At 70.1% G+C, this 24,374-nt stretch carries 22 protein-coding genes; 11 read left to right on the top strand and 11 right to left on the bottom strand.

What is annotated here, in order from left to right; genetic code table 11:
• Window positions 1–54: 54 nt before the first annotated feature.
• From B072_RS0110425 to galU, 5 genes are all read right to left on the bottom strand, one after another.
• Window positions 55–723 carry a GNAT family N-acetyltransferase gene (locus B072_RS0110425; protein WP_043243681.1) on the bottom strand — a complete coding sequence of 223 codons (669 nt, stop codon included), beginning with the start codon at window positions 721–723 and terminating at the stop codon, window positions 55–57.
• Window positions 720–1,235 carry a MogA/MoaB family molybdenum cofactor biosynthesis protein gene (locus tag B072_RS0110430; RefSeq protein WP_018529881.1) on the bottom strand — a complete coding sequence of 172 codons (516 nt, stop codon included), beginning with the start codon at window positions 1,233–1,235 and terminating at the stop codon, window positions 720–722. The genes B072_RS0110425 and B072_RS0110430 overlap by 4 nt, the downstream gene beginning before the upstream one ends.
• A gap of 181 nt (window positions 1,236–1,416) precedes the next feature.
• Window positions 1,417–1,908 carry a cyclic pyranopterin monophosphate synthase MoaC gene (moaC, locus tag B072_RS0110435; protein ID WP_018529882.1) on the bottom strand — a complete coding sequence of 164 codons (492 nt, stop codon included), beginning with the start codon at window positions 1,906–1,908 and terminating at the stop codon, window positions 1,417–1,419.
• Between the two features lie 93 nt (window positions 1,909–2,001).
• Window positions 2,002–3,345, bottom strand: coding sequence for a gephyrin-like molybdotransferase Glp (gene glp, locus B072_RS0110440; protein WP_018529883.1), 1,344 nt, complete (start codon window positions 3,343–3,345; stop codon window positions 2,002–2,004).
• 37 nt (window positions 3,346–3,382) lie between these two features.
• The gene (gene galU, locus B072_RS0110445; protein WP_026245660.1) at window positions 3,383–4,285 is read right to left on the bottom strand and encodes a UTP--glucose-1-phosphate uridylyltransferase GalU; all 903 of its coding nucleotides are present in this window, start codon (window positions 4,283–4,285) and stop codon (window positions 3,383–3,385) included.
• A gap of 145 nt (window positions 4,286–4,430) precedes the next feature.
• Between galU and B072_RS0110450 the strand changes: the two genes are divergently transcribed.
• Window positions 4,431–5,003, top strand: a complete 573-nt coding sequence (locus B072_RS0110450) for a 5-formyltetrahydrofolate cyclo-ligase (RefSeq protein WP_051127144.1) — start codon at window positions 4,431–4,433, stop codon at window positions 5,001–5,003.
• A gap of 63 nt (window positions 5,004–5,066) precedes the next feature.
• On the opposite strand, the gene B072_RS0110455 is transcribed toward B072_RS0110450, so the two are convergent.
• The gene (locus tag B072_RS0110455; protein WP_026245661.1) at window positions 5,067–7,823 is read right to left on the bottom strand and encodes a penicillin acylase family protein; all 2,757 of its coding nucleotides are present in this window, start codon (window positions 7,821–7,823) and stop codon (window positions 5,067–5,069) included.
• 170 nt (window positions 7,824–7,993) lie between these two features.
• Between B072_RS0110455 and B072_RS0110460 the strand changes: the two genes are divergently transcribed.
• From B072_RS0110460 to mscL, 6 genes are all read left to right on the top strand, one after another.
• On the top strand, window positions 7,994–9,535 hold the full coding sequence (locus B072_RS0110460; protein ID WP_026245662.1) for a potassium/proton antiporter: 1,542 nt from the start codon (window positions 7,994–7,996) through the stop codon (window positions 9,533–9,535).
• Window positions 9,536–9,771: 236 nt separating this feature from the next.
• Window positions 9,772–11,070: an MFS transporter gene (locus tag B072_RS0110465; protein WP_018529888.1), complete on the top strand. Its 1,299-nt coding sequence runs from the start codon at window positions 9,772–9,774 to the stop codon at window positions 11,068–11,070.
• Window positions 11,071–11,139: 69 nt separating this feature from the next.
• On the top strand, window positions 11,140–11,496 hold the full coding sequence (locus B072_RS0110470) for an FmdB family zinc ribbon protein (protein ID WP_018529889.1): 357 nt from the start codon (window positions 11,140–11,142) through the stop codon (window positions 11,494–11,496).
• 90 nt (window positions 11,497–11,586) lie between these two features.
• Complete coding sequence (locus tag B072_RS0110475) at window positions 11,587–12,441, top strand: S-methyl-5'-thioadenosine phosphorylase (protein ID WP_026245663.1); 855 nt, start codon at window positions 11,587–11,589, stop codon at window positions 12,439–12,441.
• A gap of 205 nt (window positions 12,442–12,646) precedes the next feature.
• Window positions 12,647–13,195 (top strand): RcpC/CpaB family pilus assembly protein, encoded by a 549-nt coding sequence (locus B072_RS0110480; RefSeq protein WP_161234327.1) that lies wholly within the window; start codon window positions 12,647–12,649, stop codon window positions 13,193–13,195.
• Window positions 13,196–13,330: 135 nt separating this feature from the next.
• Window positions 13,331–13,804: a large conductance mechanosensitive channel protein MscL gene (gene mscL, locus B072_RS0110485; protein ID WP_018529892.1), complete on the top strand. Its 474-nt coding sequence runs from the start codon at window positions 13,331–13,333 to the stop codon at window positions 13,802–13,804.
• Between the two features lie 4 nt (window positions 13,805–13,808).
• On the opposite strand, the gene B072_RS0110490 is transcribed toward mscL, so the two are convergent.
• From B072_RS0110490 to B072_RS0110505, 4 genes are all read right to left on the bottom strand, one after another.
• Window positions 13,809–14,021, bottom strand: coding sequence for a hypothetical protein (locus B072_RS0110490; RefSeq protein WP_018529893.1), 213 nt, complete (start codon window positions 14,019–14,021; stop codon window positions 13,809–13,811).
• 82 nt (window positions 14,022–14,103) lie between these two features.
• Entirely contained in the window at window positions 14,104–14,907 is an 804-nt protein-coding gene (gene pflA / locus B072_RS0110495; protein ID WP_018529894.1) for a pyruvate formate-lyase-activating protein, read from the bottom strand.
• A gap of 48 nt (window positions 14,908–14,955) precedes the next feature.
• Window positions 14,956–17,226 carry a formate C-acetyltransferase gene (gene pflB / locus B072_RS0110500; RefSeq protein WP_026245665.1) on the bottom strand — a complete coding sequence of 757 codons (2,271 nt, stop codon included), beginning with the start codon at window positions 17,224–17,226 and terminating at the stop codon, window positions 14,956–14,958.
• A gap of 228 nt (window positions 17,227–17,454) precedes the next feature.
• On the bottom strand, window positions 17,455–18,888 hold the full coding sequence (locus B072_RS0110505) for a NarK family nitrate/nitrite MFS transporter (RefSeq protein WP_018529896.1): 1,434 nt from the start codon (window positions 18,886–18,888) through the stop codon (window positions 17,455–17,457).
• Between the two features lie 193 nt (window positions 18,889–19,081).
• Here B072_RS0110505 and B072_RS0110510 point away from each other — a divergent pair, with 193 nt between their 5' ends.
• The 4 genes from B072_RS0110510 to B072_RS0110525 all read left to right on the top strand — a co-directional run bounded on the left by B072_RS0110510 (window position 19,082) and on the right by B072_RS0110525 (window position 23,933).
• A complete protein-coding gene (locus tag B072_RS0110510; RefSeq protein ID WP_026245666.1) occupies window positions 19,082–20,308 on the top strand; it encodes a low temperature requirement protein A in 1,227 nt (408 codons plus the stop codon).
• 106 nt (window positions 20,309–20,414) lie between these two features.
• On the top strand, window positions 20,415–21,605 hold the full coding sequence (locus B072_RS0110515) for a P1 family peptidase (RefSeq protein ID WP_026245667.1): 1,191 nt from the start codon (window positions 20,415–20,417) through the stop codon (window positions 21,603–21,605).
• A 165-nt stretch (window positions 21,606–21,770) separates the two neighbouring features.
• Window positions 21,771–22,955 (top strand): L,D-transpeptidase, encoded by a 1,185-nt coding sequence (locus tag B072_RS0110520; RefSeq protein WP_018529899.1) that lies wholly within the window; start codon window positions 21,771–21,773, stop codon window positions 22,953–22,955.
• A 168-nt stretch (window positions 22,956–23,123) separates the two neighbouring features.
• The gene (locus B072_RS0110525; RefSeq protein ID WP_018529900.1) at window positions 23,124–23,933 is read left to right on the top strand and encodes a DUF6227 family protein; all 810 of its coding nucleotides are present in this window, start codon (window positions 23,124–23,126) and stop codon (window positions 23,931–23,933) included.
• A gap of 36 nt (window positions 23,934–23,969) precedes the next feature.
• On the opposite strand, the gene B072_RS0110530 is transcribed toward B072_RS0110525, so the two are convergent.
• Window positions 23,970–24,224 (bottom strand): hypothetical protein, encoded by a 255-nt coding sequence (locus B072_RS0110530; protein WP_018529901.1) that lies wholly within the window; start codon window positions 24,222–24,224, stop codon window positions 23,970–23,972.
• Window positions 24,225–24,374 lie beyond the last annotated feature (150 nt).

A 24,374-nucleotide genomic window follows, 5' to 3' on the forward strand; every position in this document is an offset into this window, starting at 1 on the left:
ACGCGAATTTAATGGCCCGAGCGGTCCGCCGACGATCAATTTCGAACATTTATTTCATTTCGAGGAGGCTCCCGGATCCACCGCATTGGGTGTACCCGGACCTGCGGCGTTGCCGCGCTGCTCGCGTCGCCGGCGCTGAAGGATGCCCTCCGGGACCTCTTCGGCGGTGAGCGCGAAGACCAGATGATCGCGCCAGGCTCCGTCGATGTGAAGATACCGTGGACGAAGGCCCTCCTCGCGGAATCCGAGTTTCTCCACGACCCGTCGGCTCGGCCCGTTCTCCGGCCGAATGCAGACCTCGATGCGGTGCAGGCCCACGGTGCGGAAGCAGTGGTCCACGGCGAGCGCGACGGCCGTCGGCATCACCCCGCGCCCGGCGACGGCCTGGTCGACCCAGTAGCCGACGTGGCCCGAGCACATCGATCCCCAGGTGATCCCGGCGACGGTCAACTGCCCGACCAGGCGGCCCTGGTACTCGATGACGAAGGGCAGCATCCGGCCCGCGTTCGCCTCCGAGCGCAGATGGCGCACCATTTGACGGTATGTCGGGCGGTGGGTGATCGGACCGCTCGGCGTGGGCGGCGGGATCGTCGCCTCCCAGGGGCGCAGCCAGTCACGGTTGCGCCGGTTCACTTCGCGCCAGGGGCGCTGGTCACGCAGCCTTATGGGGCGGAGGACGACATCGCCCTCCGCCAGGACGACGGGCCAGGACGGGCTGTTCAGTGCGCACCCCCGGCGTGGGCAGCATCGGATCTGGGATGGTCGCCGCCGCGGAGCTGGTCGACGGCGTGGGTGAGGAGGGGCGCGAGGACGGCGAGGCCGTCCTTCACTCCCCCGCTCGAACCCGGGAGGTTCACGATCAGTGTGCGCCCGGCGACCCCGGCCCGGCCACGGGAGAGCGCGGCCGTGGGCACCTTCTCCCGGCCGTACGCGCGGATCGCCTCGGGGATGCCCGGTACGTCGTGGTCGATGACGCGGGCGGTCGCCTCGGGGGTGCGGTCGGTGGGCGAGATGCCGGTGCCGCCGGTGGTGACGACGACGTCGTACGCCGCCTCGACCGCGGCTCGGAGGGCGGCCTCGACGGGATCCCCGTCCGGGACGACCTGGGGCCCCTCGACGTGAAAGCCTATCTCCTTCAGCCCGGCGGCGATCAGCGGCCCGCCCTTGTCCTCGTAGACGCCTGCGGCGGCCCGGTTGGAGGCGGTGACGACGAGGGCGCGATAGGTGTCGGTCATGCGAGGGCTCCTTGCTCGGTCTCGCCTTGTCCGGCGCCGCTGGGACAGGTGCGCCGCGTCAGGGGCGCGGGGAACTGCGCGCGGACGGACCACCGGCCGACGGCCGCCACCGAGACCTCACCACCCCGCCCGTGAGGCGCCGGCGGCACGGGCCGCTCCAGGATCGACCGGGCCGACGGAGTCACGCCCGGCTCCAGTCACCCGACTTGCCGCCCGTCTTCTCCTCGACCATGACGTCGGAGATGACGGCGCCCTTGTCGACGGCCTTGACCATGTCGACCACGGTGAGCGCGGCGACCGAGACGGCCGTGAGGGCCTCCATCTCGACGCCCGTACGGTCCGTCGTCTTCACGGTGGCCAGGATCTCGACGGCGTCGTCCGCCACGGACAGATCCAGCTTCACCCCGGAGACGGCGAGCGGGTGGCACAGCGGGATGAGGTCGGGCGTGCGCTTGGCGCCCATGATCCCGGCGATGCGCGCGGTCGCGAGGGCGTCGCCCTTGGGGACGCCCTCGCCGCGCAGCAGTTCCACCACGCGGGGCGACACGAGGACTCGTCCGCTGGCCCGCGCGGTGCGGGCGGTGACGTCCTTCTCCGACACATCGACCATGCGGGCGGCGCCCGCCTCGTCGATGTGGGTGAGCCCCTGGGGTCGATCCTGCGAAGTGCTCATGGCCTGGTGCCGCTCCCGATCCGAGCCGTGCGCGGTGCGGCGCGCCGGACTGTTGTGCGCGACACGGTATCGCGAGCCCGCGACGGCGGGCTCTCAGCCCAGCAGGACCACGTCGACCTCGGCGCCGGGCTCCACCGACGTCACGTCCTCGGGCACCACGATCAGCGCGTCCGCGTGGGCGAGCGCCGCGACGAGGTGCGAGCCGGAGCCGCCGACCGGGGCGACCCGGCCCGTCTCGGCGTCGTACGCGCCGCGCAGGAACTGGCGGCGGCCGGACGGCGAGGTCAGCGCCTTGTCGGTGGAGAGCGCCGCGCGGACCGTCGGGCGGTGCACGGACTCGGCGGGCAGGCCCATCAGGGTGCGGACCGCGGGGCGGACGAACAGCTCGAAGGAGACGTAGCTGGAGACCGGGTTGCCCGGCAGGGCGAGCAGCGGGGTGTGGTCGGGGCCGACCGAGCCGAAGCCCTGCGGCTTGCCGGGCTGCATGGCGAGCTTGCGGAACTCGACACCGCTGCCCGCGCCGAGGCCGCCTTCCTCGTCCGGGTCGCCGACGGCGGTGAGGGCTTCCTTGACGACGTCGTACGCGCCGACGCTCACGCCGCCGGTCGTCACGATCAGGTCGGCGCGGATCAGCTGGTCCTCGATGGTGGAGCGGAGCGTCTCGGCGTCGTCGGCGACCGCGCCGACCCGGTAGGCGATGGCTCCGGCGTCGCGGGCGGCGGCGGTCAGCGCGAAGCTGTTGGAGTCGAAGATCTGGCCCTCGGTCAACTGCTCGCCGGGCTGGACCAGTTCGCTGCCGGTGGAGACGACGACCACGCGCGGGCGCGGGCGTACGCGGACGGTGCCGCGGCCGATGGCGGCGAGCAGCGCGATCTGCGGCGGGCCGAGGACGGTGCCGGTGGTGAGCGCCTTGTCGCCTGCCTGTACGTCGCTGCCCTGCGCGCGTACGTGCGCGCGTGCGGCGGCGGGGCGGTGGACGCGGACCTCTCCCGAGGCTCCCTCAGGGGACGCGCTGTGGGCGGACATCGAGGCGACCGGGCCCGCGCCGAGCCCTCCGTCGGTCCACTCCACGGGGACGACGGCCTCGGCGCCGGGCGGCAGCGGGGCGCCGGTCATGATGCGGGCGGCCTGGCCGGGGCCGACGGTGAGCCGGTCGTCAGGGCCGACCCGGCCCGCCGCGACGTCGCCGATCACCGTGAGGACGGCGGGGAACTCCTCGCTCGCGCCCGCCACATCGGCGACGCGCACCGCGTAGCCGTCCATCGAGCTGTTGTCGAAGGGGGGCAGCGAGACCGGCACCGTCACGTCCTCGACCAGCACGCAGCCCTGCGCGTCGAGGAGTTGCAGCTCGATGGGGTCGAGGGGCTGGACGGTGGCGAGGATGTCGTCCAGATGCTCGTCCACCGACCAGATCTGGCCGTGGCCTTCGGACTGCACTGCCGACACTGACGACGGGGTCGCGCTGCTCAAGGTGCTACATCTCCTCGGTGACGTAACTGCGAAGCCAGGACCGGAAGTCCGGGCCCAGGTCTTCACGTTCGCACGCGAGTCTGACAATGGCACGCAGATAGTCGCCCCGGTCGCCGGTGTCATAGCGGCGGCCCTTGAAGACGACGCCGTGCACGGGGCCGCCGATGGTCTCGTCCGCGGCGAGCTTCTGCAGGGCGTCGGTGAGCTGGATCTCGTCGCCGCGGCCCGGCTCGGTCTTGCGCAGTATGTCGAAGATGTTCGGGTCGAGGACGTAGCGCCCGATGATCGCGTAGTTGGAGGGCGCGTCGGCCGGGTCCGGCTTCTCCACGAGGTCGGTGACCTTGACGACGTCGTCGTCCTCGGTGGTCCGTACCGCGGCGCATCCGTAGAGGTGGATCTGGGAGGGCTCCACCTCCATGAGCGCGATGACGCTGCCGCCGTACTGCTCCTGGACCTCGACCATGCGCGCGAGCAGCGGGTCACGCGGGTCGATCAGGTCGTCGCCGAGGAGGACCGCGAAGGGCTCGTGGCCCACGTGCGGCGCGGCGCACAGGACGGCGTGACCGAGGCCCCTGGGGTCGCCCTGACGGACGTAGTGCATCGTCGCGAGGTCGCTGGACTCCTGGACCTTCGCGAGACGGCCGGCGTCGCCCTTCTTCTGAAGGGCCGACTCCAGCTCGTAGTTGCGGTCGAAGTGGTCCTCGAGGGGGCGCTTGTTGCGACCCGTGATCATGAGCACGTCGTCGAGGCCCGCGGACGCGGCCTCCTCGACGACATACTGGATCGCGGGCTTGTCGACGACCGGGAGCATTTCCTTGGGAGTCGCCTTGGTGGCCGGCAGGAACCGGGTGCCGAGGCCCGCTGCGGGGATGACAGCCTTGGTGATCCTGGTGTGCGCGTCAGTCATGTCCGTCACCATATCCGGCAACAATGGGCGGAATCTGTGGGTCCGCTTTGTTGGCACATATATGCGTGCATAAGGAGAGGTTTGTGAGTCGGCTGTGAGCCCACACACACGTGACGCGCGGGACGCCCATCCTGACAAGCGCACATTGCGGCGGGAGTTCCTCGCGGTGAGGAACGCGTTGCCGGAGGATGACGTCCGGGAGACGGAGACGGTCCTCGCCCGGCGGGCCCTCGATCTGGACGAGTTGGCGACCGCGCGCACGGTCGCGGCGTACGTCTCCGTGGGCAACGAGCCGGGGACGGGGGCCCTCCTCGACGCGCTCCGCGCGCGCGGGACGCGGGTTCTGCTGCCCGTGCTGCTGCCCGACAACGACCTGGACTGGGGAACGTACGACGGAACCGGCGCGCTCGTCCGCGTCCAGCACCCGGGAAAGATGGCCCTGTTGGAGCCGGGGGGCGAGCGGCTCGGCCCGGACGCCGTCCTGGAGGCGGAGGCGGTGCTGCTGCCGGGGCTCGCCGTGGACGCGCGCGGGATGCGGCTCGGGCGGGGCGGAGGCTCGTACGACAGGGTGCTGGCACGGCTCGCGGCCGCCGGTGCGCATCCGGCGCTCGTCGTGCTGCTGTACGACCGTGAGGTCGTCGCGCACCTCCCGGAGGAGGCGCACGACAAGGCCGTGCACGCGGTGGTGACTCCCTCGGGTACCGCCCGCTTCGCGTAGCGCGTACGCGAGAGGGGCCTGCACGCGCGCGTGGAGGCCCCTCTCGGTGTCACCGCTGTCGTTCTACGGCTTCAGCACCAGCGAGTCCGACGTGCTGTCGTCGACGGCGTTCTTGGTGAAGTGCCACGGCAGCAGCTCGCCCTTGACCCACTTGTCGGTCTGATCCGTGTAGTGCGAGCTGAAGGTGTGGCCCGAGGCGCCGGTCAGGTTGATCCACTTGGACTTGTCCAGGTCGTCCAGGTTGACCACCATGCGCATCGACGGCACCCAGTCGACTCCGTAGCCGCCCGCCGCGTTCCAGCCGGTCGCGTCGACGGCCGCCTCGCCGCCGCCGAGCTTCCAGGGGCCGCGGTTGAGCACGTACTGCAGCCAGCCGGGCCCGGCCGTGCCCAGCGTCTGGTTCTTGAGCTCCAGCTTGTGCAGCCGGCCCCAGCTCCAGGTGTCGATGTCCTTGCCGAGCTTGGCCGTCAGGTCCCAGCGGGCGTCCTCCATGGCGCGCCCGAACAGCTGGTCACGGTTGTGGGTGGCCGAGTCCGTGCGGGACTTGGGCGCCTTCCACCAGGCGTTGTCCTCGTCCTTGAGGATGTTGCGGACGACCTGGAACCAGCGGTCGCCGCCGTCCGGCTGCGCCGAGTCGGTGTCCCGCTCGCCGCACTCGCGGACCTTGCGGTCCTCGTCGGCCGGTCCGGTGTTGTCGACCGGGTCGACGACGAGGCACTGGCCCTCGACGCGCAGCTCCTTGGGCAGCTTGTTGCCGAAGGCGAGCTTCAGGATGTTGCGCCAGACCGAGTTGAAGTAGGCGGCCGCGGCCGAGTCCGGGTTCTGGGTGTAGTCCCAGTTCTCCAGGAGCTGCTGCGCCTCACGGACGTCCTTGTCCTTGACGTCGATCTTCAACAGGTAGGGCACCAGCAGCTTCGCGATCTCGCTGCTGTTGTCCATCTGCATGGTGCGCATGTCGTCGGTCGAGATCTTGCCGCCGTCCTTGATCTTCGACTCGATCAGGTCGGTGATGCGCTGGCTGCGGGTTCCGTAGCCCCAGTCCGTGGTGAGCGTGTACGGGTAGTCCTTGCCGACGACGGCCTGGTTGGCGGTCACGATGTAGCCGCGCTTGGGGTTGTACTCGGAGGGCAGCTCGTCCTGATCGATGTACCCGGTCCAGCGGTACTTCGAGTCCCAGCCGGGCGAGGGCAGCGAGCCGTCGCCCTCGCCGCGGGTCGGGATCCGGCCGGGCAGCGTGTAGCCGATGTTGCCCTTGGTGTCGGCGTACGTGAGGTTCTGCGAGGGCACCTGGAAGTCGGTGGCGGCCTTGCCGAACTCGTTCCAGTCCTTCGCCTTGTCGATCTCGAAGACGGCGTCCATGGTGTTGCCGGGCTCCAGCGCGGTCCAGCGCAGCGCGACGCCGTAGCCGTCGCCGCGGTCGGGCGCGGAGGTGCCGACGGAGGCCTTCTTGCCGACCTTCACCAGTTCGCTGTTGCGGTCGGACAGGAGCGGGCCGTTGTTGGTCTCGCGGACCGTGATGGTCTTGTCATCGCCGCCCGCGACCTTGATGACTTCCTTGCGCGTCTTGAAGGGCCGCGTCTTGTCGTCGTACAGGTAACCGCCGCCGCTGAACTTCTCCAGGTAGAGGTCCGTGACGTCGACGCCGGAGTTGGTCAGGCCCCAGGAGATGTCCTGGTTGTGGCCGATGACCACGCCCGGCATGCCGGCGAACGTGTAGCCCGTCACGTCGTACTGGCACTTGGGGCTCACGCTCGTGCAGTGCAGGCCCATCTGGTACCAGACCGACGGCAGTTGCGGCGCCAGGTGCGGGTCGTTGGCGAGCAGTGGCTTGCCGCTGACGGTGTGGCTGCCGGCGACGACCCAGGAGTTGGATCCGATGCCGTTGCCGTTCGGTCCCAGGCCCGCGGAGTCGGGGATCTGGTCCAGGACGTCGGCGAGCCCGCCGAGCTGGCCCTGGAGGCCGCTGGGGGCCGTCGCGTCGCCCGTCAGGCCGGTGCCCGCCGCCCCGCCGGTGCCCGACTGCGCGGTGGTGCCCGTCGCGCTCTGGTCGTACGACTTCGTGGCGCTGTTGTAGCCGCCCTCCTGGACGATCGTCTTGTTCCGGTCGTACGGGTACTCGGGGTAGAGATCGTCGATCTGCCGCTGGTCGAGGCGGCTGCGCATCAGGGAGCGGTCGATCTCGTCCTGCATGTTGCCGCGCAGGTCCCAGGCCATCGCCTTCAGCCAGGCCACCGAGTCGACCGGCGTCCACTGCTGCGGCTTGTAGTCGTTCTCGAGACCGAGCGCGACGTACTCGGCGGAGATCTGCTTGCCGCTCTTGCCCGCCAGGTAGGCGTTGACTCCCTTGGAGTACGCCTGGAGATACTTCTTGGTCTCCGGCGACAGCTTGGAGTCGTACTCCTTCTGCGCCACCCGGTGCCAGCCGAGCGTGCGCAGGAACTCGTCGGTCTTGACCTGGCTCTTGCCGAACATCTCGGAGAGCCGGCCGGAGGTCGTGTGGCGGCGCACGTCCATCTCGTAGAAGCGGTCCTGCGCCTGCACGAAGCCCTGCGCCATGAACAGGTCCTCGTCCGAGGAGGCGTAGATCTGCGGGATGCCGTAGCTGTCCCTCCGGACCTGCACCTGTCCGTCGAGACCGTCGAGTTCGACGGAGCCCGTGGTCTGCGGCAAGGAGGCCCGGACACTGTCGACGCCCCAGTAGGCGCCGTATCCGATGCCTGCGATGACGGCCAACACCAGGACGATCACGATCAGTCGGGCTCGGCGCCCCTTCTTCTTTCCTGGCTTACTGCCGGAAGAGGCGTTCGTAGTGGAGGGCATCGCGATCCTTGCTGTCCTTCGCTAGCGGCGGGCTGGAGCAACCATACGAGCAGTGCGGTGCGGGCCCGGACGCGGAGTCAGGAAGGAGGCACCCACAGGCGGTCCGTCGAACGACCCGAGCGTCAAGAAAGCGTTAACGATTAGGTAAGGTAACGAAGTAACTCCCCCACATCCACCCTTGCGAAGTCTCCTCGCGGAAGGAACGGCCCCTGACTGTCCACCACCTCAACCAGCTCCTGCTCGTCTGCGCTCTTGTGCTGCTCATCGCGGTCGCCGCGGTGCGCATCTCCTCGCGCAGCGGGCTGCCCAGCCTGCTCCTGTACCTCGGCATCGGTATCGCCATGGGCCAGGACGGCATCGGCAACGTCTCCTTCAGCAACGCCGAGTTGACCCAGGTCATCGGATACGCGGCTCTTGTCGTGATCCTGGCCGAGGGCGGTCTCGGCACGAAGTGGAAGGAGATCAAACCCGCGCTCCCGGCAGCCGTCGCCCTGTCGCTCGTCGGCGTCGCGGTGAGCGTGGGCGTGACGGCGGCGGGCGCCCACTATCTGGTGGGCCTGGAATGGCGGCAGTCCCTGATCATCGGCGCCGTGGTGTCCTCCACGGACGCGGCGGCCGTCTTCTCCGTCCTGCGCAAGGTGCCGCTTCCCGCGCGCGTGACCGGCGTCCTGGAGGCGGAGTCCGGCTTCAACGACGCTCCTGTCGTCATCCTTGTCGTCGCGTTCTCGGCCACGGGACCGGTGGAGCACTGGTACGTGCTCATCGGCGAGATCGCCCTGGAGCTCGCGATCGGTGCCGCAATAGGACTCGCGGTCGGGTGGCTCGGCTCCTACGGGCTGCGGCACGTCGCGCTGCCCGCCTCCGGCCTCTACCCGATCGCCGTGATGGCCATCGCCACCGTCGCCTACGCCGCGGGCGCCATGGCCCACGGCAGCGGCTTCCTCGCCGTCTACCTGGCCGCCATGGTGATGGGCAACGCGAAGCTGCCGCACTGGCCTGCCACGCGCGGGTTCGCCGAAGGACTCGGCTGGATCGCGCAGATCGGCATGTTCGTGCTGCTCGGCCTGCTGGTGACCCCGCACGAGCTGGCCGACGACATCGTGCCGGCGCTGCTCATCGGGCTCGTGCTGACCGTCGTGGCCCGACCGCTGTCGGTGGTGGTGGCGATGCTGCCGTTCCGCAGGCCCTGGCAGGAGAGGGCCCTCATGTCGTGGGCCGGCCTGCGCGGCGCGGTGCCCATCATCCTGGCGACCATCCCGATGGTGACCGGCATCGCCGACAGTCAGCGGATCTTCAACATCGTCTTCGTCCTGGTCGTCGTCTACACGCTCATCCAGGGGCCGACGCTGCCGTGGCTCGCCAGGAAACTGAAGCTGGGCGACTCCGCGGAGGCCGCCGACCTCGGCATCGAGTCGGCGCCCCTGGAGCGGCTGCGCGGCCATCTGCTGTCCGTCTCGATCCCCAAGGGCTCCCGGATGCACGGCGTCGAGGTCGGGGAGCTGCGGCTGCCCAAGGGCGCCTCCGTGACCCTCGTCGTGCGCGACGGGGAGTCCTTCGTGCCCGGCCCGACGACCGTGCTGCGCCTCGGCGACGAGCTGCTCGTGGTCGCCACGGATCCCGTACGGGACGCGGCCGAGGCACGTCTTCGGGCCGTCGCCCACGGCGGCAAGCTGGCCGGCTGGCTGGGCACGGGAACGGACTCCTCCCGTTAGCATGGGACCTACCAGACCCACGTTTCACCGACTCTGCCTGAAGTAGAGCCGGCGCGACCGCAAAGCGGCCGCGGTCCCCTTGCAGCACTGCTCGTACGTGCTTGATCTGCTTGGCCAGGGCCTCTCCTGGCGCGGACCGTAGGTATCACTCGGTTACCGGCGCATGAGGACGGCTCTCGGTGCCCCCTTCCCCGATCGGGAAGGGGGCACTACCAGGCGGCAGAAAGGCAAAGGCCGTGCCACAGAAGGCCACGGTCACCGATCCCGACAACGGACAGGCCCGGCGCCCGGGCTACGGACAGCTGCTGCGCACCCGCGGCGCCTGGACGTTCCTGCTTCCCGGCTTCGCCGCTCGTCAGCCGTTCGCGATGCTGACCATCTCGATCGTGCTGCTCGTGCAGCACACGACCGGCTCCTACGGCACCGCGGGCGCGGTCTCCGCGACGACCGGTGTCTCCATGGCGCTGTTCGCGCCCTACAGCGGCAAGCTGGCCGACCGCTTCGGGCAGCGGGCCGTCCTGCTGCCGGGCGTCCTGGTGCACACCGCGGCGGGAGCCACGCTGACCGTGCTCGCCCTGTCCGGCGCACCCACGTGGACGCTGTTCCTGGCCGCCGTGCCGACCGGAGCCTCCACACCGCAGATCGGGCCCATGGTGCGGGCCCGCTGGGGCGTGCGGCTGCAGGGCTCGCCCCTGATGCAGACCGCGGCGGCGTTCGAGTCGGTCACGGACGAGTTCACGTTCGTGCTCGGCCCGCTGTTCGCCACCGCGCTGTGCACCGGCATCAACCCGGCCGCGGGCCTGATCACGGAGGCCGCGCTCACACTCGTCGGCGGTCTGCTGTTCGCCGCCCAGAAGGGCACCCAGCCCCCGGTGAGCGGTTTCGACGAGCACGCGCACGCGCACGTGGAGCACGCCTCCGCGCTGCGGGTGCCCGGTGTGCGCGTCCTGATCGTCACGTTCCTGGGCATCGGCTCCGTCTTCGGCGGCATGCAGGTCTCGCTCGCCGCCTACACCGAGGCGATCGGGCAGCCCGGCCTGAACGGCGTCCTGTACGGGATCTTCGCCGCGGGCAACATGCTGTCCGGACTGGTCTGCGGCGCCGTCGCCTGGAAGATCGCGCCGCAGCGCCGCCTCCTCGTCGGCTACACGGCGCTCGCCGTCACCGCCTCCGGGCTGTGGGCCGCGCAGTCCGTGGTGGTGCTCGCCGGGGTCGGCCTGCTGGTCGGTGTCTGCATCGCGCCGGCCCTGATCACCGGCTACACGCTCGTCGAGAAGATCGTCCCCGCGACCTCCCGCACGGAGGCCTTCACCTGGCTCACCGGCGCGGTCGCGCTCGGTCAGGCGGCCGCCGTGACGGTGGCCGGACAATTGGAGGACCGGTTCTGGGACGGGGCCGGATTCCTGGTCCCGATGGGCGGCACGGTGCTCGCCCTGGGATTCATGTTCCTGCTGCGTTCTCGGCTCGTACCGCCGCCCGCGGGACGGACCGTGGCACGTGGTGTGGGTCACCGAGTGCCGGTGGCAGTGGACTGATCCCGTGGAATAGGCCACTATGGAGCGTCGTTAGCACTCATTGAGTGAGAGTGCCAGGAGGAAGACACAGTGCCGACTTACCAGTACCAGTGCACCGAGTGCGGCGAGGGCCTCGAGGCGGTGCAGAAGTTCACCGATGACGCCCTGACCGAGTGCCCCAACTGCGGTGGCCGCCTGAAGAAGGTGTTCTCGGCCGTCGGAATCGTCTTCAAGGGCTCCGGGTTCTACCGCAACGACAGCCGTGGCTCGTCGTCGAGCAGCAGCCCGGCGTCGTCGTCCTCGAAGTCGGGCTCCTCGGACACGAAGTCGTCCTCGGACGCGAAGCCGTCGACCTCTTCGACCTCTTCGTCCTCTTCGTCCTCGGGCTCGAAGTCGTCGTCTTCGTCGGCCTCCTCCGGCTCCTCCAGCTCGTCGTCCGCCGCCTAGGCGCGACCTTCCGCGAGACGTCTTACGAGACCCTGTCGTCATCCGACGGCGGGGTCTTCGGCGTAGGTGCCCTTGGTTACTGTGCTGACCATGGCGACCAACGCGAACCCCAGTACCAGCGCCGAGATCGGCGTGATCGGCGGATCCGGCTTCTACTCGTTCCTGGACGACGTGACCGAGGTCCAGGTGGACACCCCCTACGGACCGCCGAGCGACTCGCTCTTCCTCGGTGAGATCTCCGGGCGTCGCGTCGCCTTCCTGCCCCGGCACGGCCGCGGGCACCATCTGCCGCCGCACCGCATCAACTACCGGGCCAATCTGTGGGCGCTGCGCTCGGTGGGCGTGCGTCAGGTGCTCGGCCCGTGCGCGGTCGGCGGGCTCCGTCCCGAGTACGGGCCGGGGACGCTGCTGGTGCCGGACCAGTTCGTGGACCGTACGAAGTCGCGGGTCCAGACGTACTTCGACGGGCATCCGCTGCCGGACGGGACCGTGCCGAACGTCGTGCACGTCTCGCCCGCCGACCCGTACTGCCCCGTGGGACGCAAGGTGGCGGTGAAGGCGGCGCGCGGCAAGGACTGGGAGCCGGTGGACGGCGGCACGCTCGTCGTCGTCGAGGGGCCGCGCTTCTCGACGCGCGCCGAGTCGAAGTGGCACGCCACCATGGGCTGGTCGGTGGTGGGCATGACCGGGCACCCCGAGGCGATGCTCGCCCGCGAACTGGAGCTCTGCTACACGTCGTTGACCCTCGTCACCGATCTGGACGCGGGCGCCGAGACCGGTGAGGGCGTCTCGCACGACGAGGTGCTCAAGGTGTTCGCGCAGAACGTGGACCGGCTGCGGACCGTGCTGTTCGACGCGGTGGCGGGACTGCCGACGAGCGAGGAGCGGGACTGTCTGTGCGCGGGGGCGCTCGGCGGGATGGACCCGGGGATCCGGCTGCCGTGAGCCGGTGGATCGTGCCGTCGACGCGGGCCGGGTCTCCGTCGACGGTGCGGAACTCCCCCTTCGGGTGAGGGAGTTGTTCACAACCGCTCGGTAGTACACGGGGCTCAGCGGGATCCTGCGCGGCGGCGGATCGTGGTCGTCGAGTCGGGCGCGGTGCCCGGCTCGGCCCCTCGGGGTCCGCTCCGATCACCTGGCGGTGACGACCGTGTCCGCTGCACCCGACCCGTACCAGTTCCGTACGCCCCCGTTCAGCACGCCCCCGACGTCCGAGGTCCCTCCGTTCCCGCCCGTGCGGGTGCGCGGCGGGCGGTGGCGGCCCGGCGTCCCGGGGCGTCGGCGGCACCGGCCGGCCGTCGCCGCCGGGCTCGTCCTGACCGCGGCGGCGCTGGTGGCCGCGGTGCCGTCGTCCGGTGCGGGGCGCGGGCACGAGCGGGCCCAGGCGCCGCCGGGCGAGCGGGCGAGCGCCCCACGGGTGTCGGCGCCGGTGCGGATCGCGGACGCGGGGGCGGTGCGGTTGCTGCGGCCCGGCGACCGGGTCGACGTGGTGGCCGCGCGGGCGGACGGGGTACCGGGGGTGCGGATTCTCGCCTCGGGGGCCCGGGTCGCGTCGGTGCCGAAGGAGCCGCGCTCCGACGGTCCGGGTGAACTGGCGCAAGCCGGCGGGGCGTTGGTGGTGCTGTCGGTGGAGCGTGCGACGGCCGCGCGGCTCGCGGGCGCGGGTGCCGCCTCCCGGTTGGCGGTGACGGTGTGGTGAGCGGGCCCGCAATTGCGACGGCCTTGCGCTGTGGTCACTCGTCCGGAGTACAGAATTGGACATGCTCGGAACAGCCCGACTTAGGTGACGCGGGGGTCTCGCACCCCTCCCCCACCTGTCAAGAAGGGCTCGAGAGTGACCGAGGAAAAGACAAGTCTCCTGGAGGGCTTCAAGGCCTTCCTGCTCCGTGGCAACGTGATCGACCTCGCTGTCGCGGTCGTCATCGGCGCCGCGTTCACCAATGTGGTGAACTCCGTGGTCAAGGGCGTGATCAATCCGCTGGTGGGCGCGTTCGGCACCAAGGACCTCGACCACTACCAGTCGTGTCTGAAGGGCCCGTGCGCGGTGAACGCCGCGGGCGAGGCCACGAGCGGCATCCCGATCATGTGGGGCTCGGTGCTCAGCGCCGTCCTCAGCTTCGTGATCACCGCCGCGGTGGTCTACTTCCTGATGGTGCTGCCGATGGCCAAGTACCTGGCCAAGGCGGCGGCCCGGAAGGCCGAGAAGGAAGGCGCGCAGGAGACGATCGAGGTCTCCGAGCTGGAGGTCCTCAAGGAGATCCGCGACGCGCTCGTCTCGCAGCGGGGCACGGGGCACAACACCCCGTAGCGGATCAGAGGTGGTGGGGCGGCTTCTCGTCGAGGAAGCGGGCCAGGTCGGCGGCGCTGTTGTCGGACGCCGTCGGCCGGTCGCCCCACCCGTGGTCCGTGTCGTCCGCGGACTGGGCCGACAGCGGATCGTCGAAGATCAGCGCGGCCTTCGGGTCACGCTTCTTCGGATCCCGCTTCTCGGACTCGCGGGGCTCGGGGTCGGGGGCGCTGCTCATGACTCCAGGGTACGTCGCGGGGGCGGACCCGGAATCGGACGGCGGCCCGGGCCACGGCCCGGGCCGCCGATCGGGCAGGGGCTCAGACCGCGGTGAGGCCGTGGGCCTCGAAGATCGCCTTCGCGGCGGCTACCTGCTCGGGGCCGGGCGAGGGGGTGTCGTGCAGCGTGAAGGTCTTGCCGAGCGCCTCCCACTTCGCCTCGCCGAGCTTGTGGAAGGGCAGCACGTCGACCCGGGAGACATTGCCGAGGGACGCGGCGAAGGCGGCGACGCCCTCGATGTTGGCGGGATCGTCGGTCAGGCCGGGCACCAGCACGAAGCGCACCCAGACGTTCTTGCCGAGGTCGGCCAGGCGGTGCGCGAAGTCGAGGGTGGGCCGCAGGGGGCGGCCGGTGACCTTCTTGTAGGTGTCGCGGTCCCAGGACTTGATGTCGAGCAGGACCAGGTCCACATCGCGCAGCAGGGCGTCGGTGGCACGCACGCCGAGGAAGCCCGACGTGTCCAGGGCGGTGTGCAGGCCCAGTTCGTGCTTGAAGCGGTGCAGCAGTTCACCGGCGAAGACGGGCTGGAGGAGCGGCTCGCCGCCGCTGATGGTGGCGCCGCCGCCGGCGGCCTCGATGAACCGGGTGTACTTGGCGGCTTCCGCGACGATCGCGTCGGCCGAGGTGCGCTTGCCGTTGCGCATCCGCCAGGTGTCGGGGTTGTGGCAGTACAGGCAGGTCAGCGGGCAGCCCGAGAGGAACGTCACGAACCGTGTGCCCGGCCCGTCGACACCGGTCGACAGGTCCCAGGAGTGCACCGAGCCCTCGGTGGGGCGGTGCGTCGCGGCGGCGGCCGGGGTGAGCGCGTCGTTCGCGGTGAGGTTCTGGGTGAGCATGACGGTCATGACGTTCCTCCGTACGGTCCTCGGGCCGACTCGGTCAGGCGGACCGGCTCACAGGGAGCCGTGGAAGGTGCGGTTGATGACGTCCAGCTGCTGCTCGCGCGTCAGGCGGACGAAGTTGACCGCGTAGCCGGAGACCCGGATGGTCAACTGGGGGTAGTTCTCCGGGTGTTCCATGGCGTCCTCGAGGGTCGCCTTGTTCAGGACGTTGACGTTCATGTGGAAGCCGTCGCTGGCCATGAAGCCGTCGAGCACGCCGGAGAGGTTGCCGATCCGCTCGGTGGCGGTGCGGCCGAGCGCGTCCGGGGTGATCGTGTTGGTCAGCGAGATGCCGTCCTCGGCGTCGTCGTAGGGCAGCTTCGCGACCGACAGGGCGGAGGCGATGTAGCCGTGCTCGTCGCGCCCGTTCATCGGGTTGGCGCCGGGGGCGAACGGGGCGCCGGCGCGGCGGCCGTCCGGGGTGTTGCCGGTCTTCTTGCCGTAGACGACGTTCGAGGTGATGGTCAGCACGGACTGCGTGTGCACCGCGTCGCGGTAGGTCGGGTGCTTGCGGATCTGCTCCATGAAGTGGTGGACGATGCCCTTGGCGATGCTGTCCGCGCGGTCGTCGTTGTTGCCATAGGCCGGGTAGTCGCCCTCGATCTCGTAGTCGACGGCGAGGCCGGTCTCGTCGCGGACGACCTTGACCTTCGCGTGCTTGATGGCCGAGAGGGAGTCGGCGGCGACCGAGAGGCCCGCGATGCCGCAGGCCATGGTGCGCAGGATGTCCTGGTCGTGCAGGGCCATCTCGATGCGCTCGTAGGCGTACTTGTCGTGCATGTAGTGGATGACGTTGAGCGCGTGCACGTACGTCTTCGCGAGCCAGCCGAGCATGTCCTCGTACTGCCGGGCGACGGTCTCGTAGTCGAGGTACTCGCTCTCGATGGGCTCGAAGCCCTCGACGACGAGCTTGCCGGACTTCTCGTCGCGGCCGCCGTTGATCGCGTAGAGGAGGGCCTTGGCGACGTTCACGCGGGCGCCGAAGAACTGCATCTGCTTGCCGACGGCCATCGCGGAGACGCAGCAGGCGATCGCGGTGTCGTCGCCGTACTTGGGGCGCATCAGCTCGTCGGACTCGAACTGGATGGCCGACGTGTCGATCGCGACCTGCGAGGCGAAGTCCTTGAATCCCTTGGGGAGTTCACGCGACCAGAAGACCGTCAGGTTCGGCTCGGGGGCCGGGCCGAGGTTGTAGAGGGTCTGCAGGGCGCGGAAGGTGGTGCGCGAGACGAGCGGGCGGCCGTCCTCGCCGATGCCGGCCATCGACCAGGTGACCCAGGTCGGGTCGCCGGAGTACAGGTCGTTGTACTCGGGGGTGCGCAGGAAGCGGACGATGCGGAGCTTGATGACGAAGTCGTCGATGAACTCCTGGGCCTCGGCCTCGGTGATGCGGCCGGCCTCGATGTCGCGCTGGAGGTAGATGTCGAGGAAGTTGTCGATGCGGCCGATCGACATGGCCGCGCCGTTCTGCTCCTTCACGGCGGCGAGGTAGGCGAAGTACAGCCACTGGACGGCCTCGCGGCCGGTGCGGGCCGGGCCGGAGATGTCGTAGCCGTACGCCATGGCCATCGACTTGAGCTCGTTGAGGGCCTTGATCTGCTCGGAGATCTCCTCGCGGTCCCGGATGACGTGCTCGGTGGGCCACTCGGCGGCGAGCTTGTCCTTGTCGGCCTGCTTGGCGGCGATGAGCCGGTCGACGCCGTAGAGGGCGACGCGGCGGTAGTCGCCGATGATCCGGCCGCGGCCGTAGGCGTCGGGCAGGCCGGTGATGATGCCGGAGGAGCGGCAGGCGCGGATCTCGGGGGTGTACGCGTCGAAGACGCCTTCGTTGTGGGTCTTGCGGAGGTGGGTGTAGATGTCGCGGACCTCGGGGTCGGCCTCGTAGCCGTAGGCGTTGAGGGCGCCCTCGACCATCCGCCAGCCGCCGTTCGGCATGATCGCGCGCTTGAGGGCGCCGTCGGTCTGGAGGCCGACGATGAGGTCCTGGTGGTCGGCGGGGGTGCCGTCGATGTAGCCGGGCTTGAAGGCGTCGATGCGGGACGGGGTCTTCACGTCCACGTCGTAGACGCCGCGCTCGATCTCCGCCGGGAACATGCCGAGGAGCTTGTCCCACACGGCGGTGGTGCGCTCGGTGGGGCCCGCGAGGAAGGAGCCGTCGCCCTCGTAGGGGGTGTAGTTCTGCTGGACGAAGTCGCGGACGTCGACGGAGTCGCGCCACAGGCCTCCCTTGAAGCCGTCCCAGGCCTCGCCGAGCGTCGTCTTTTCTGCGGGAGTGGCAGTCATCTGCGGCACCTTCCCCATCTCTTCGACCGGTTCGCTGCGTTCTTTGCTGCATATTCATTGGACTCCCGTGAGGGCGGTCCGGCGGGCCGCATTGGTCCTGATTTCGGGACCAAAGGACCCACTTTCGGACCGCCCTCGACGGGCTTTCCCCATGTGACCTGGGGTTTTCTTCGGGACTTTCGACCCAAGTTCACTTGTGAACGCATTCACAAGAAATTCCGAAAAAAATCAGCTCGGGGACTCGGCGCCCTTGCGGGCATAGAACCACCAGCAGACGACGACGCAGGTGGCGTAGAAGCCGACGAAGCACCACAGGGCGCTGGTCACCGCGAAGTTCGCGAACATCGCGGGGATGAAGAAGAAGCCGTACGCGGCGATCGCCGAGGTGAATCCGGTGACGGCGCCGGACTCCATCTCCGACTGCTTCAGCGCCTTCGTGTACTCCGGCGTGCCCTCGGTCAGGCCCTTCAGGTGCTGTCCCCGGAAGATCACCGGGATCTGGCGGAAGGTCGAGCCGTTGCCGATGCCGCTGAAGAAGAACGCCAGGTAGAAGCAGATGAGGAAGCCCCAGAAGGAGCCGCCGGCACCGTTCGAGGGCATGAAGCCGATGACGCCGATGATCGCGGCGGCCATGCCGACGAACGAGACGATGGTGACGCGGGCGCCGCCCCACTTGTCGGCGATCCAGCCGCCGCCCCAGCGGGCGAGGGCACCGATGGCCGGGCCGATCCAGGCATAGGTGGCGGCCGTGTACGCCGCGTCGATCGGGGTCCACGTGGTCTTGATGAGCATCGGCAGGGCGGCCGCGAAGCCGATGAAGGAGCCGAAGGTGCCCACGTACAGCCAGGTCATCAGCCAGTTGTGCTTGCGCTTGAAGATGACCTTCTGCTGCTTGAAGGGGGTGGAGGCGACCTTGAGGTCGTTCTGGCCGAACCAGGCGATCACGGCCAGGACCAGCAGGACGGGGACCCACAGGAACGCGGCGTTCTGCAGATAGACGGGGGTGCCGTCGGCCTTGTGCTGGGCGGAGCCGACCGCGAGGACCGAACTCGTGATGACGATCGGGGTGAGCAGCTGGACGACGGAGACGCCGAGGTTGCCGAGGCCGCCGTTGATGCCGGTGGCGCTGCCCTTCTCGCGCTTGGGGAAGAAGAAGCCGATGTTGGCCAGGGAGGAGGCGAAGTTGGCACCGCCGATGCCGCACAGCGCGGCGATGGCGACCATCACGGCGTAGGGCGTGGAGGTGTCCTGGACGGCGAAGCCGAGCCAGAGCAGCGGGACCACCAGGACCAGCGTGGACAGCGCGGTGAAGCGGCGCTGGCCGATGCGCGGGCCGAGGAAGGTGTAGAAGATCCGCGCCGTGCCGCCGGTGAGGCCGGGCACCGCGGTCAGCCAGAACAGCTGGGAGGTGCTGTAGGAGAAGCCGACGTCCGTCAGGTTCGTCGCGGTGACGCTCCACACCTGCCACACCACGAACGCCACGAGCAGGGCGGGGACGGCGATCCACAGGTTGCGGGTGGCGACCCGCTTGCCGATGGACTTCCAGAAGAGCTCGTTCTCGGGTTCCCAGTCGGAGATGGAACGGCCCGGGCGGTACTGCCGGGGGTCGTAGGAAGAAGTGACGTCGTCGACCTCGGCGGCGTCCCTGACAGCAGGACTCATGACGTGTTCCCGGGGGTGAGGAGGGGGTTCCTGACATTCCTTGCTCGTCAAGCGTCCCGCCGGGATATGGGCGGCGTAAGGGGACTTGGTCGGCGCTTGTGCGCCCCGAAAGTACGGCGCGCGGGGCGACCAAGGTCCCCCGGTCCGCCCGTGCCGCCACCGGTTCCGCCGCCGGATCTGCTGTCCTGGGCGCATGACGTCCACGCCAGACACGCCCCACCCGCCCTCGGGTTCACATCAGCGTTCTCCCGTCCGCCGCATGGTGGAGCGAGGGCGGAACGAGGAGCACCGGGCCGCGTCGCCGCTCGAGTTGTTCTTCGACCTGTGCTTCGTCGTGGCGGTGGCGCAGGGCGGGGTCGAGCTCGTGCACGCCGTCGCGCAGGGGCACACGGGCGACGGGGTGATCAGCTACGCGCGGGTCTTCTTCGCGATCTGGTGGGCGTGGATGAACTTCACCTGGTTCGCCTCCGCCTACGACAACGACGACGTGATCTACCGGGTCGTCACGCTCGTGCAGATCGCGGGCGTACTGGTCCTCGCGGCGGGGGTGTCCCGGGCCTTCGAGGACGACGACTTCACCGTCGTGTGGCTGGGCTATCTCGTCATGCGGCTCGCCATGGCGGCGCACTGGCTGCGGGCCGCGCGGGCGAGCGGCGGGGCGGAGCGGACGGTCGCGCTGCGGTACGCGGGCGGGATCCTGGTGTGCCAGATCGGCTGGCTGGGGCTGATGTTCGCGCCGGGCGGGGTGGCGCAGGACCTGGTGTTCCTGGCGATGGCGCTCCTGGAGATGTGTGTGCCGCTGTTCGCCGAGCGGAACCGGCAGACGTCGTGGCACCCGCACCACATCGCCGAGCGGTACGGCCTGTTCACGATCATCGTGCTCGGCGAGACGATCTCCGCGGCGACGATCGCGGTGAAGTCGGGCGTCGAGGAACACGACGCGCTGGGCGAGCTGTTGCCGATCGCGGCCGGCGGCCTGCTCCTGGTCTTCGCGGCGTGGTGGATCTACTTCGCGGTGCCGATCCACGACCGGCTGCGCAGCAACCGGCAGGCGTTCGTGTGGGGATACGGCCACTACTTGATCTTCGCTTCGGCGGCGGCGATCGGGGCGGGCATCGAGGTCGCCGTCGAGCAGGCGGTCGGCGAGGCACATCTGTCGACGACCGCGGCGGCGGCTGCCGTGACGGTCCCGGCGGCGGTGTTCCTGCTGATGGTGTGGGCGTTGCACGCGCGGTACTTCAAGGAGGGGGCGGCGCAGCAACTGACGTTGCCGGTCAGTGCGTTGGTGGTGCTCGGCTGTACGTTCGCCGGGCACTGGGCGGTGCTCGCGGCGGGGATCGTGGCGACGCTGACGGTGGCGACGGGGACGACCTTGTCGGCACGGGCGGCGCGGGCGGGACGGGCGGAGCGCGTGGCCTAGAGAGAGGTGAGGCAGGGCGCGGCACGGCGCCATGAGGGGCGGCCGGGGCGGCGCCCCGGGCCGTCACCCGGGCCCCCGGGGCAACTGCCGTGTTAGGCATGGGTACATGACGACCTTTCGTGATGCCCTCACCGACGTTCCGGGGCTGCGGGTGGGCCATGCCACCCGCGCCGGGGACGGCTTCCTGACCGGGACCACGGTCGTGCTCGCCCCCGAGGGCGGCGCGGTCACCGCCGTCGACGTGCGGGGCGGTGGGCCCGGCACCCGGGAGACCGACGCGCTCGACCCGCGCAATCTGGTGCAGCGGATCGAGGCGGTCACGCTGACCGGCGGCAGCGCGTTCGGGCTCGACGCGGCGTCGGGGGTGGTGGCGTGGCTGGAGGAGCAGGGGCGCGGGGTGCCGGTGGGCGGTCCCGGGCAGGTCGTGCCCGTGGTCCCGGCGGCCTGTCTGTTCGACCTCGGCCGGGGCGGCGACTGGCGGGCCAGGCCCGACGCCGCCACGGGCCGCGCCGCGGTGGAGGCCGCGGCGGCGACCGAGCTGGGCTCGCCCGTCGAGGAGGGCAACGTGGGGGCGGGCACCGGCGCCCGTGTCGGCGGCCTGAAGGGCGGTGTCGGCACCGCGTCCGCCGTGCTCGACTCCGGGATCACGGTCGGCGCGCTGGTCGTCGCGAACGCGGTGGGCTCACCGGTGGACCTGTCGACCGGGGCGCTGTACGGGGACTTCTTCGCGGGGCGCGGGCCGGTGGCGTACCCGTCGCCCGAGGCGCACGAGGCCGCGCGCAGGAGGCTCGCGGAGGTAGACGTGTACGGTTCGTCGCCGCTCGCCGCCATCCCGGGCGCCACACCAGGCACATCAGGCACATCAGGCACATCAGGCACATCAGGTATGCCAGACACACCTGCCACCTCAAGCGCACCCGGCACATCGGCCACGCCCGCGGCACCCGCCACACCCCCGCTGAACACCACCCTCGCCGTCGTCGCCACCGACGCCGACCTCACCCGCTCCCAGGCGCAGAAGGTCGCGGGCACCGCGCACGACGGCATCGCACGCGCGGTGCGGCCCGTGCATCTGCTCAACGACGGCGACACGGTCTTCGCCCTCGCCACCGGCGCGCGGCCGCTGGACCCCACGGACCCCCTGGCCCTGAACGAGATCCTGGCGGCGGGCGCCGATCTGGTGACCCGGGCGATCGTGCGGGCCGTGCGCGCGGCGGAGTCGGTGCGCACCCCGGCCGGGGCCCACCTCGCGTACAGCGACCTGTACGGAGCGCAGGCCGCGCCCCCGCGTTCGTAACAGGGCGGGCCACAGGAGGGCGGCTTCGTAACAGAACTGTCCCTGTGGCTGCCTTCACAGCAAACGGAAGGAACTCCTCCGACCTTCTCGCGCTCTCTCCTCGTACCGGAGAAAACACCGGCAACACCACTCCATCAGGTACAGAAGCAACAGAAGGAGCAGACCGTGAGAAGGCAGAACATAGCCGCCGCCGGGGCCGCCCTCGCCCTCGGCGCGCTGACCCTCACGGCCTGCGGCGGCAGCGCCACCGCGGACGGCAAGAAGGGCGGGGGCGGCGAGGACGCCCCGCGGATCACCATCTCCGCCAAGGACGGCGCCACCGGCGCGTCCATCAACGCGACCGGGGTGAAGGTCGCCGACGGCAAGCTCACCGACGTGAAGATGACGGAGGAGGCCGGCGGCAAGCAGGTCGCCGGCGCCATCGCCGCGAACGGCGCGTCCTGGAAGCCGAAGGAGCAGCTGGAGCGCGGCACCAAGTACCGGATCTCCGCGAGGGCCGAGGACTCCGACGGGCACACGGCGGCCGCCAACTCCATCTTCACGACGGTCACCACGGCGAACAGCTTCATCGGCACGTACACGCCGGACAACGGCACGACGGTCGGCGTCGGGATGCCGGTCTCGTTCACGTTCGACAAGGCGATCACGAACCAGAAGGACGTGCAGAAGCACATCAAGGTGACGTCCAGCAGCGGGCAGCAGGTCGCCGGCCACTGGTTCGGCGCGCAGCGGCTCGACTTCCGGCCCGAGGAGTACTGGAAGGCCGGTTCCAAGGTCACCATGAAGATCGACCTCGACGGCGTCGAGGGGGCGAACGGGGTCCACGGCGTGCAGCACAAGACGGTCACCTTCACCGTCGGCCGCGCGCAGGTCTCCACCGTCGACGTGAGCACGCAGAAGATGACCGTGGTGCGCGACGGGCAGACGGTCAAGACGGTCCCGGTCTCCACCGGCAGCGCCCAGCACCCCACCTACAACGGCCAGATGGTGATCTCCGAGAAGTTCGTGCAGACCCGCATGAACGGCGACACGGTCGGCTTCGGCGGCGAGTACGACATCGCGGACGTGCCGCACGCGATGCGGCTGTCGCAGTCGGGCACGTTCATCCACGGCAACTACTGGAGCTCGCCGTCGATCTTCGGCGCGCAGGGCACCAGCCACGGCTGCGTCGGCATGCGGGACGTCAAGGGTGCGGGCGGCGACACCACCGCCAAGTGGTTCTACGACAGCTCGCTCGTCGGTGACGTCGTCGTCGTGAAGAACTCCCCCGACAAGACGATCTCCCCGGACAACGGCCTCAACGGCTGGAACATGTCGTGGAGTCAGTGGACGGCGGGCGGCACCTCCTGAGCCCCTCCGCGAACGGCCGGCCGCACGGGAACCTCCCGGGCGGCCCGCGCGTTGTTCAGGGAACCTGCCAATTCCCTTTCCCCGTTTGCGATTTCAGGGACACGATGTCCGACCGAAGCGCTACGGTATGCACCCACTAGGTGACAAGCAGCGATGCCGGGAGGTGTCTTGAGCGTTCCGTACGACTACGAGTCCGGTCCTACGTACGACGCCCCGTCTCACACGTCACCCGAGGAGCAGCTCGCGCTCCTGCTCGGCCGCTCGATCAACTCCTTCGAGCTGCCGGACGAGACGCTGGAGGGGATCGACTGTGCGCTGGCGTACGACAGTTCGCTGCACTCGGCGCACCACAGCGCGGGTCTGCACCGCGAGACGTACCGGCACACCTGGCTGCTCGCCGACGGCAGCGCGCTGACGCTCTGGGAGCTGGTGCACAACACCGGCCGGGACGGCGTCACCCAGCACGAGGTCTACGTCACGGCGGACGAGGTGCACCTGGCGACCGGCCGGCTGCCGCTCGCCCCGGAGGCCGCCCCCGGCTTCGACCTGGAGGTGTCCCTGGCTCCCGAAGGTCGGGAGAACGTTGTCGGACCGGGCGTCCGTGTCCAGTTTCCGCCGGTCCCGCCGCGCCGGCGCACCTTCGGCCCGGCCGACCCGGACAGCTCCGTCGACCATGCCCGCCGACTGCTGCGCCGCGCGGAGAACCCGGAGGTGGAGACGCGTCCGGGGCCCGGTACCGCGCGGCTGCTGCGGGAGGCGTGCGCGCACCAGATCACGCAGGCGTTCGGCCGCCGGATCAGCCCGGGATTCGCGCTCTACGAGCACGCGTTCCTGCTGGGCGACGGCTGCGAGATCAGCCTGTGGGAGGTCGAGCACACGGCGACGCCGGACGGCCGGCACATGTGCGAGGTGTATCCGACGCAGGAGGCGGCGCGGGCCGCGATCGAGCGGCGGGCCGCCACCCGCGTCCGGCGCTGAGCGCGGCCGCCGGAGCGCCGCGCCATCAGTGCCTCGCTAGCTCCGGCTGAACTGCCGCACGAGGCCGACGAACGCGTCCTGTTCGTCGGCCGTCAGCGGCACCGACTCCACGGCCGGCGCCTTGGCCTGGCCGGGCAGCGCGCCCAGCGGCAGCGAGCGCGGCAGGGGCGGCCGCGGCGGGGCGAAGGCGACGACGCGTACCAGGCGGACCAGACCGACTACCCAGGCCACCGTGGCGATCACGAGAACCGCCAGGCCTATCTGCTGCAGGATCGACACGTGCTCAGGCATGCGGTCCAGTGAACACCACGGTCCGGGACTTTGGTCCCGGACCGTGACGTATCTCGCAGTACTCACAGTGTTCGCAGTACTCACAGTATTCGCAGTGTTCGCACTATCGGACACTTCGCCTGTGCGGCCGCTGTGAACTCGCCTTCCGTG

This window comes from Streptomyces sp. HmicA12, from assembly GCF_000373565.1.
In the GTDB taxonomy this organism is placed as follows: domain Bacteria; phylum Actinomycetota; class Actinomycetes; order Streptomycetales; family Streptomycetaceae; genus Streptomyces.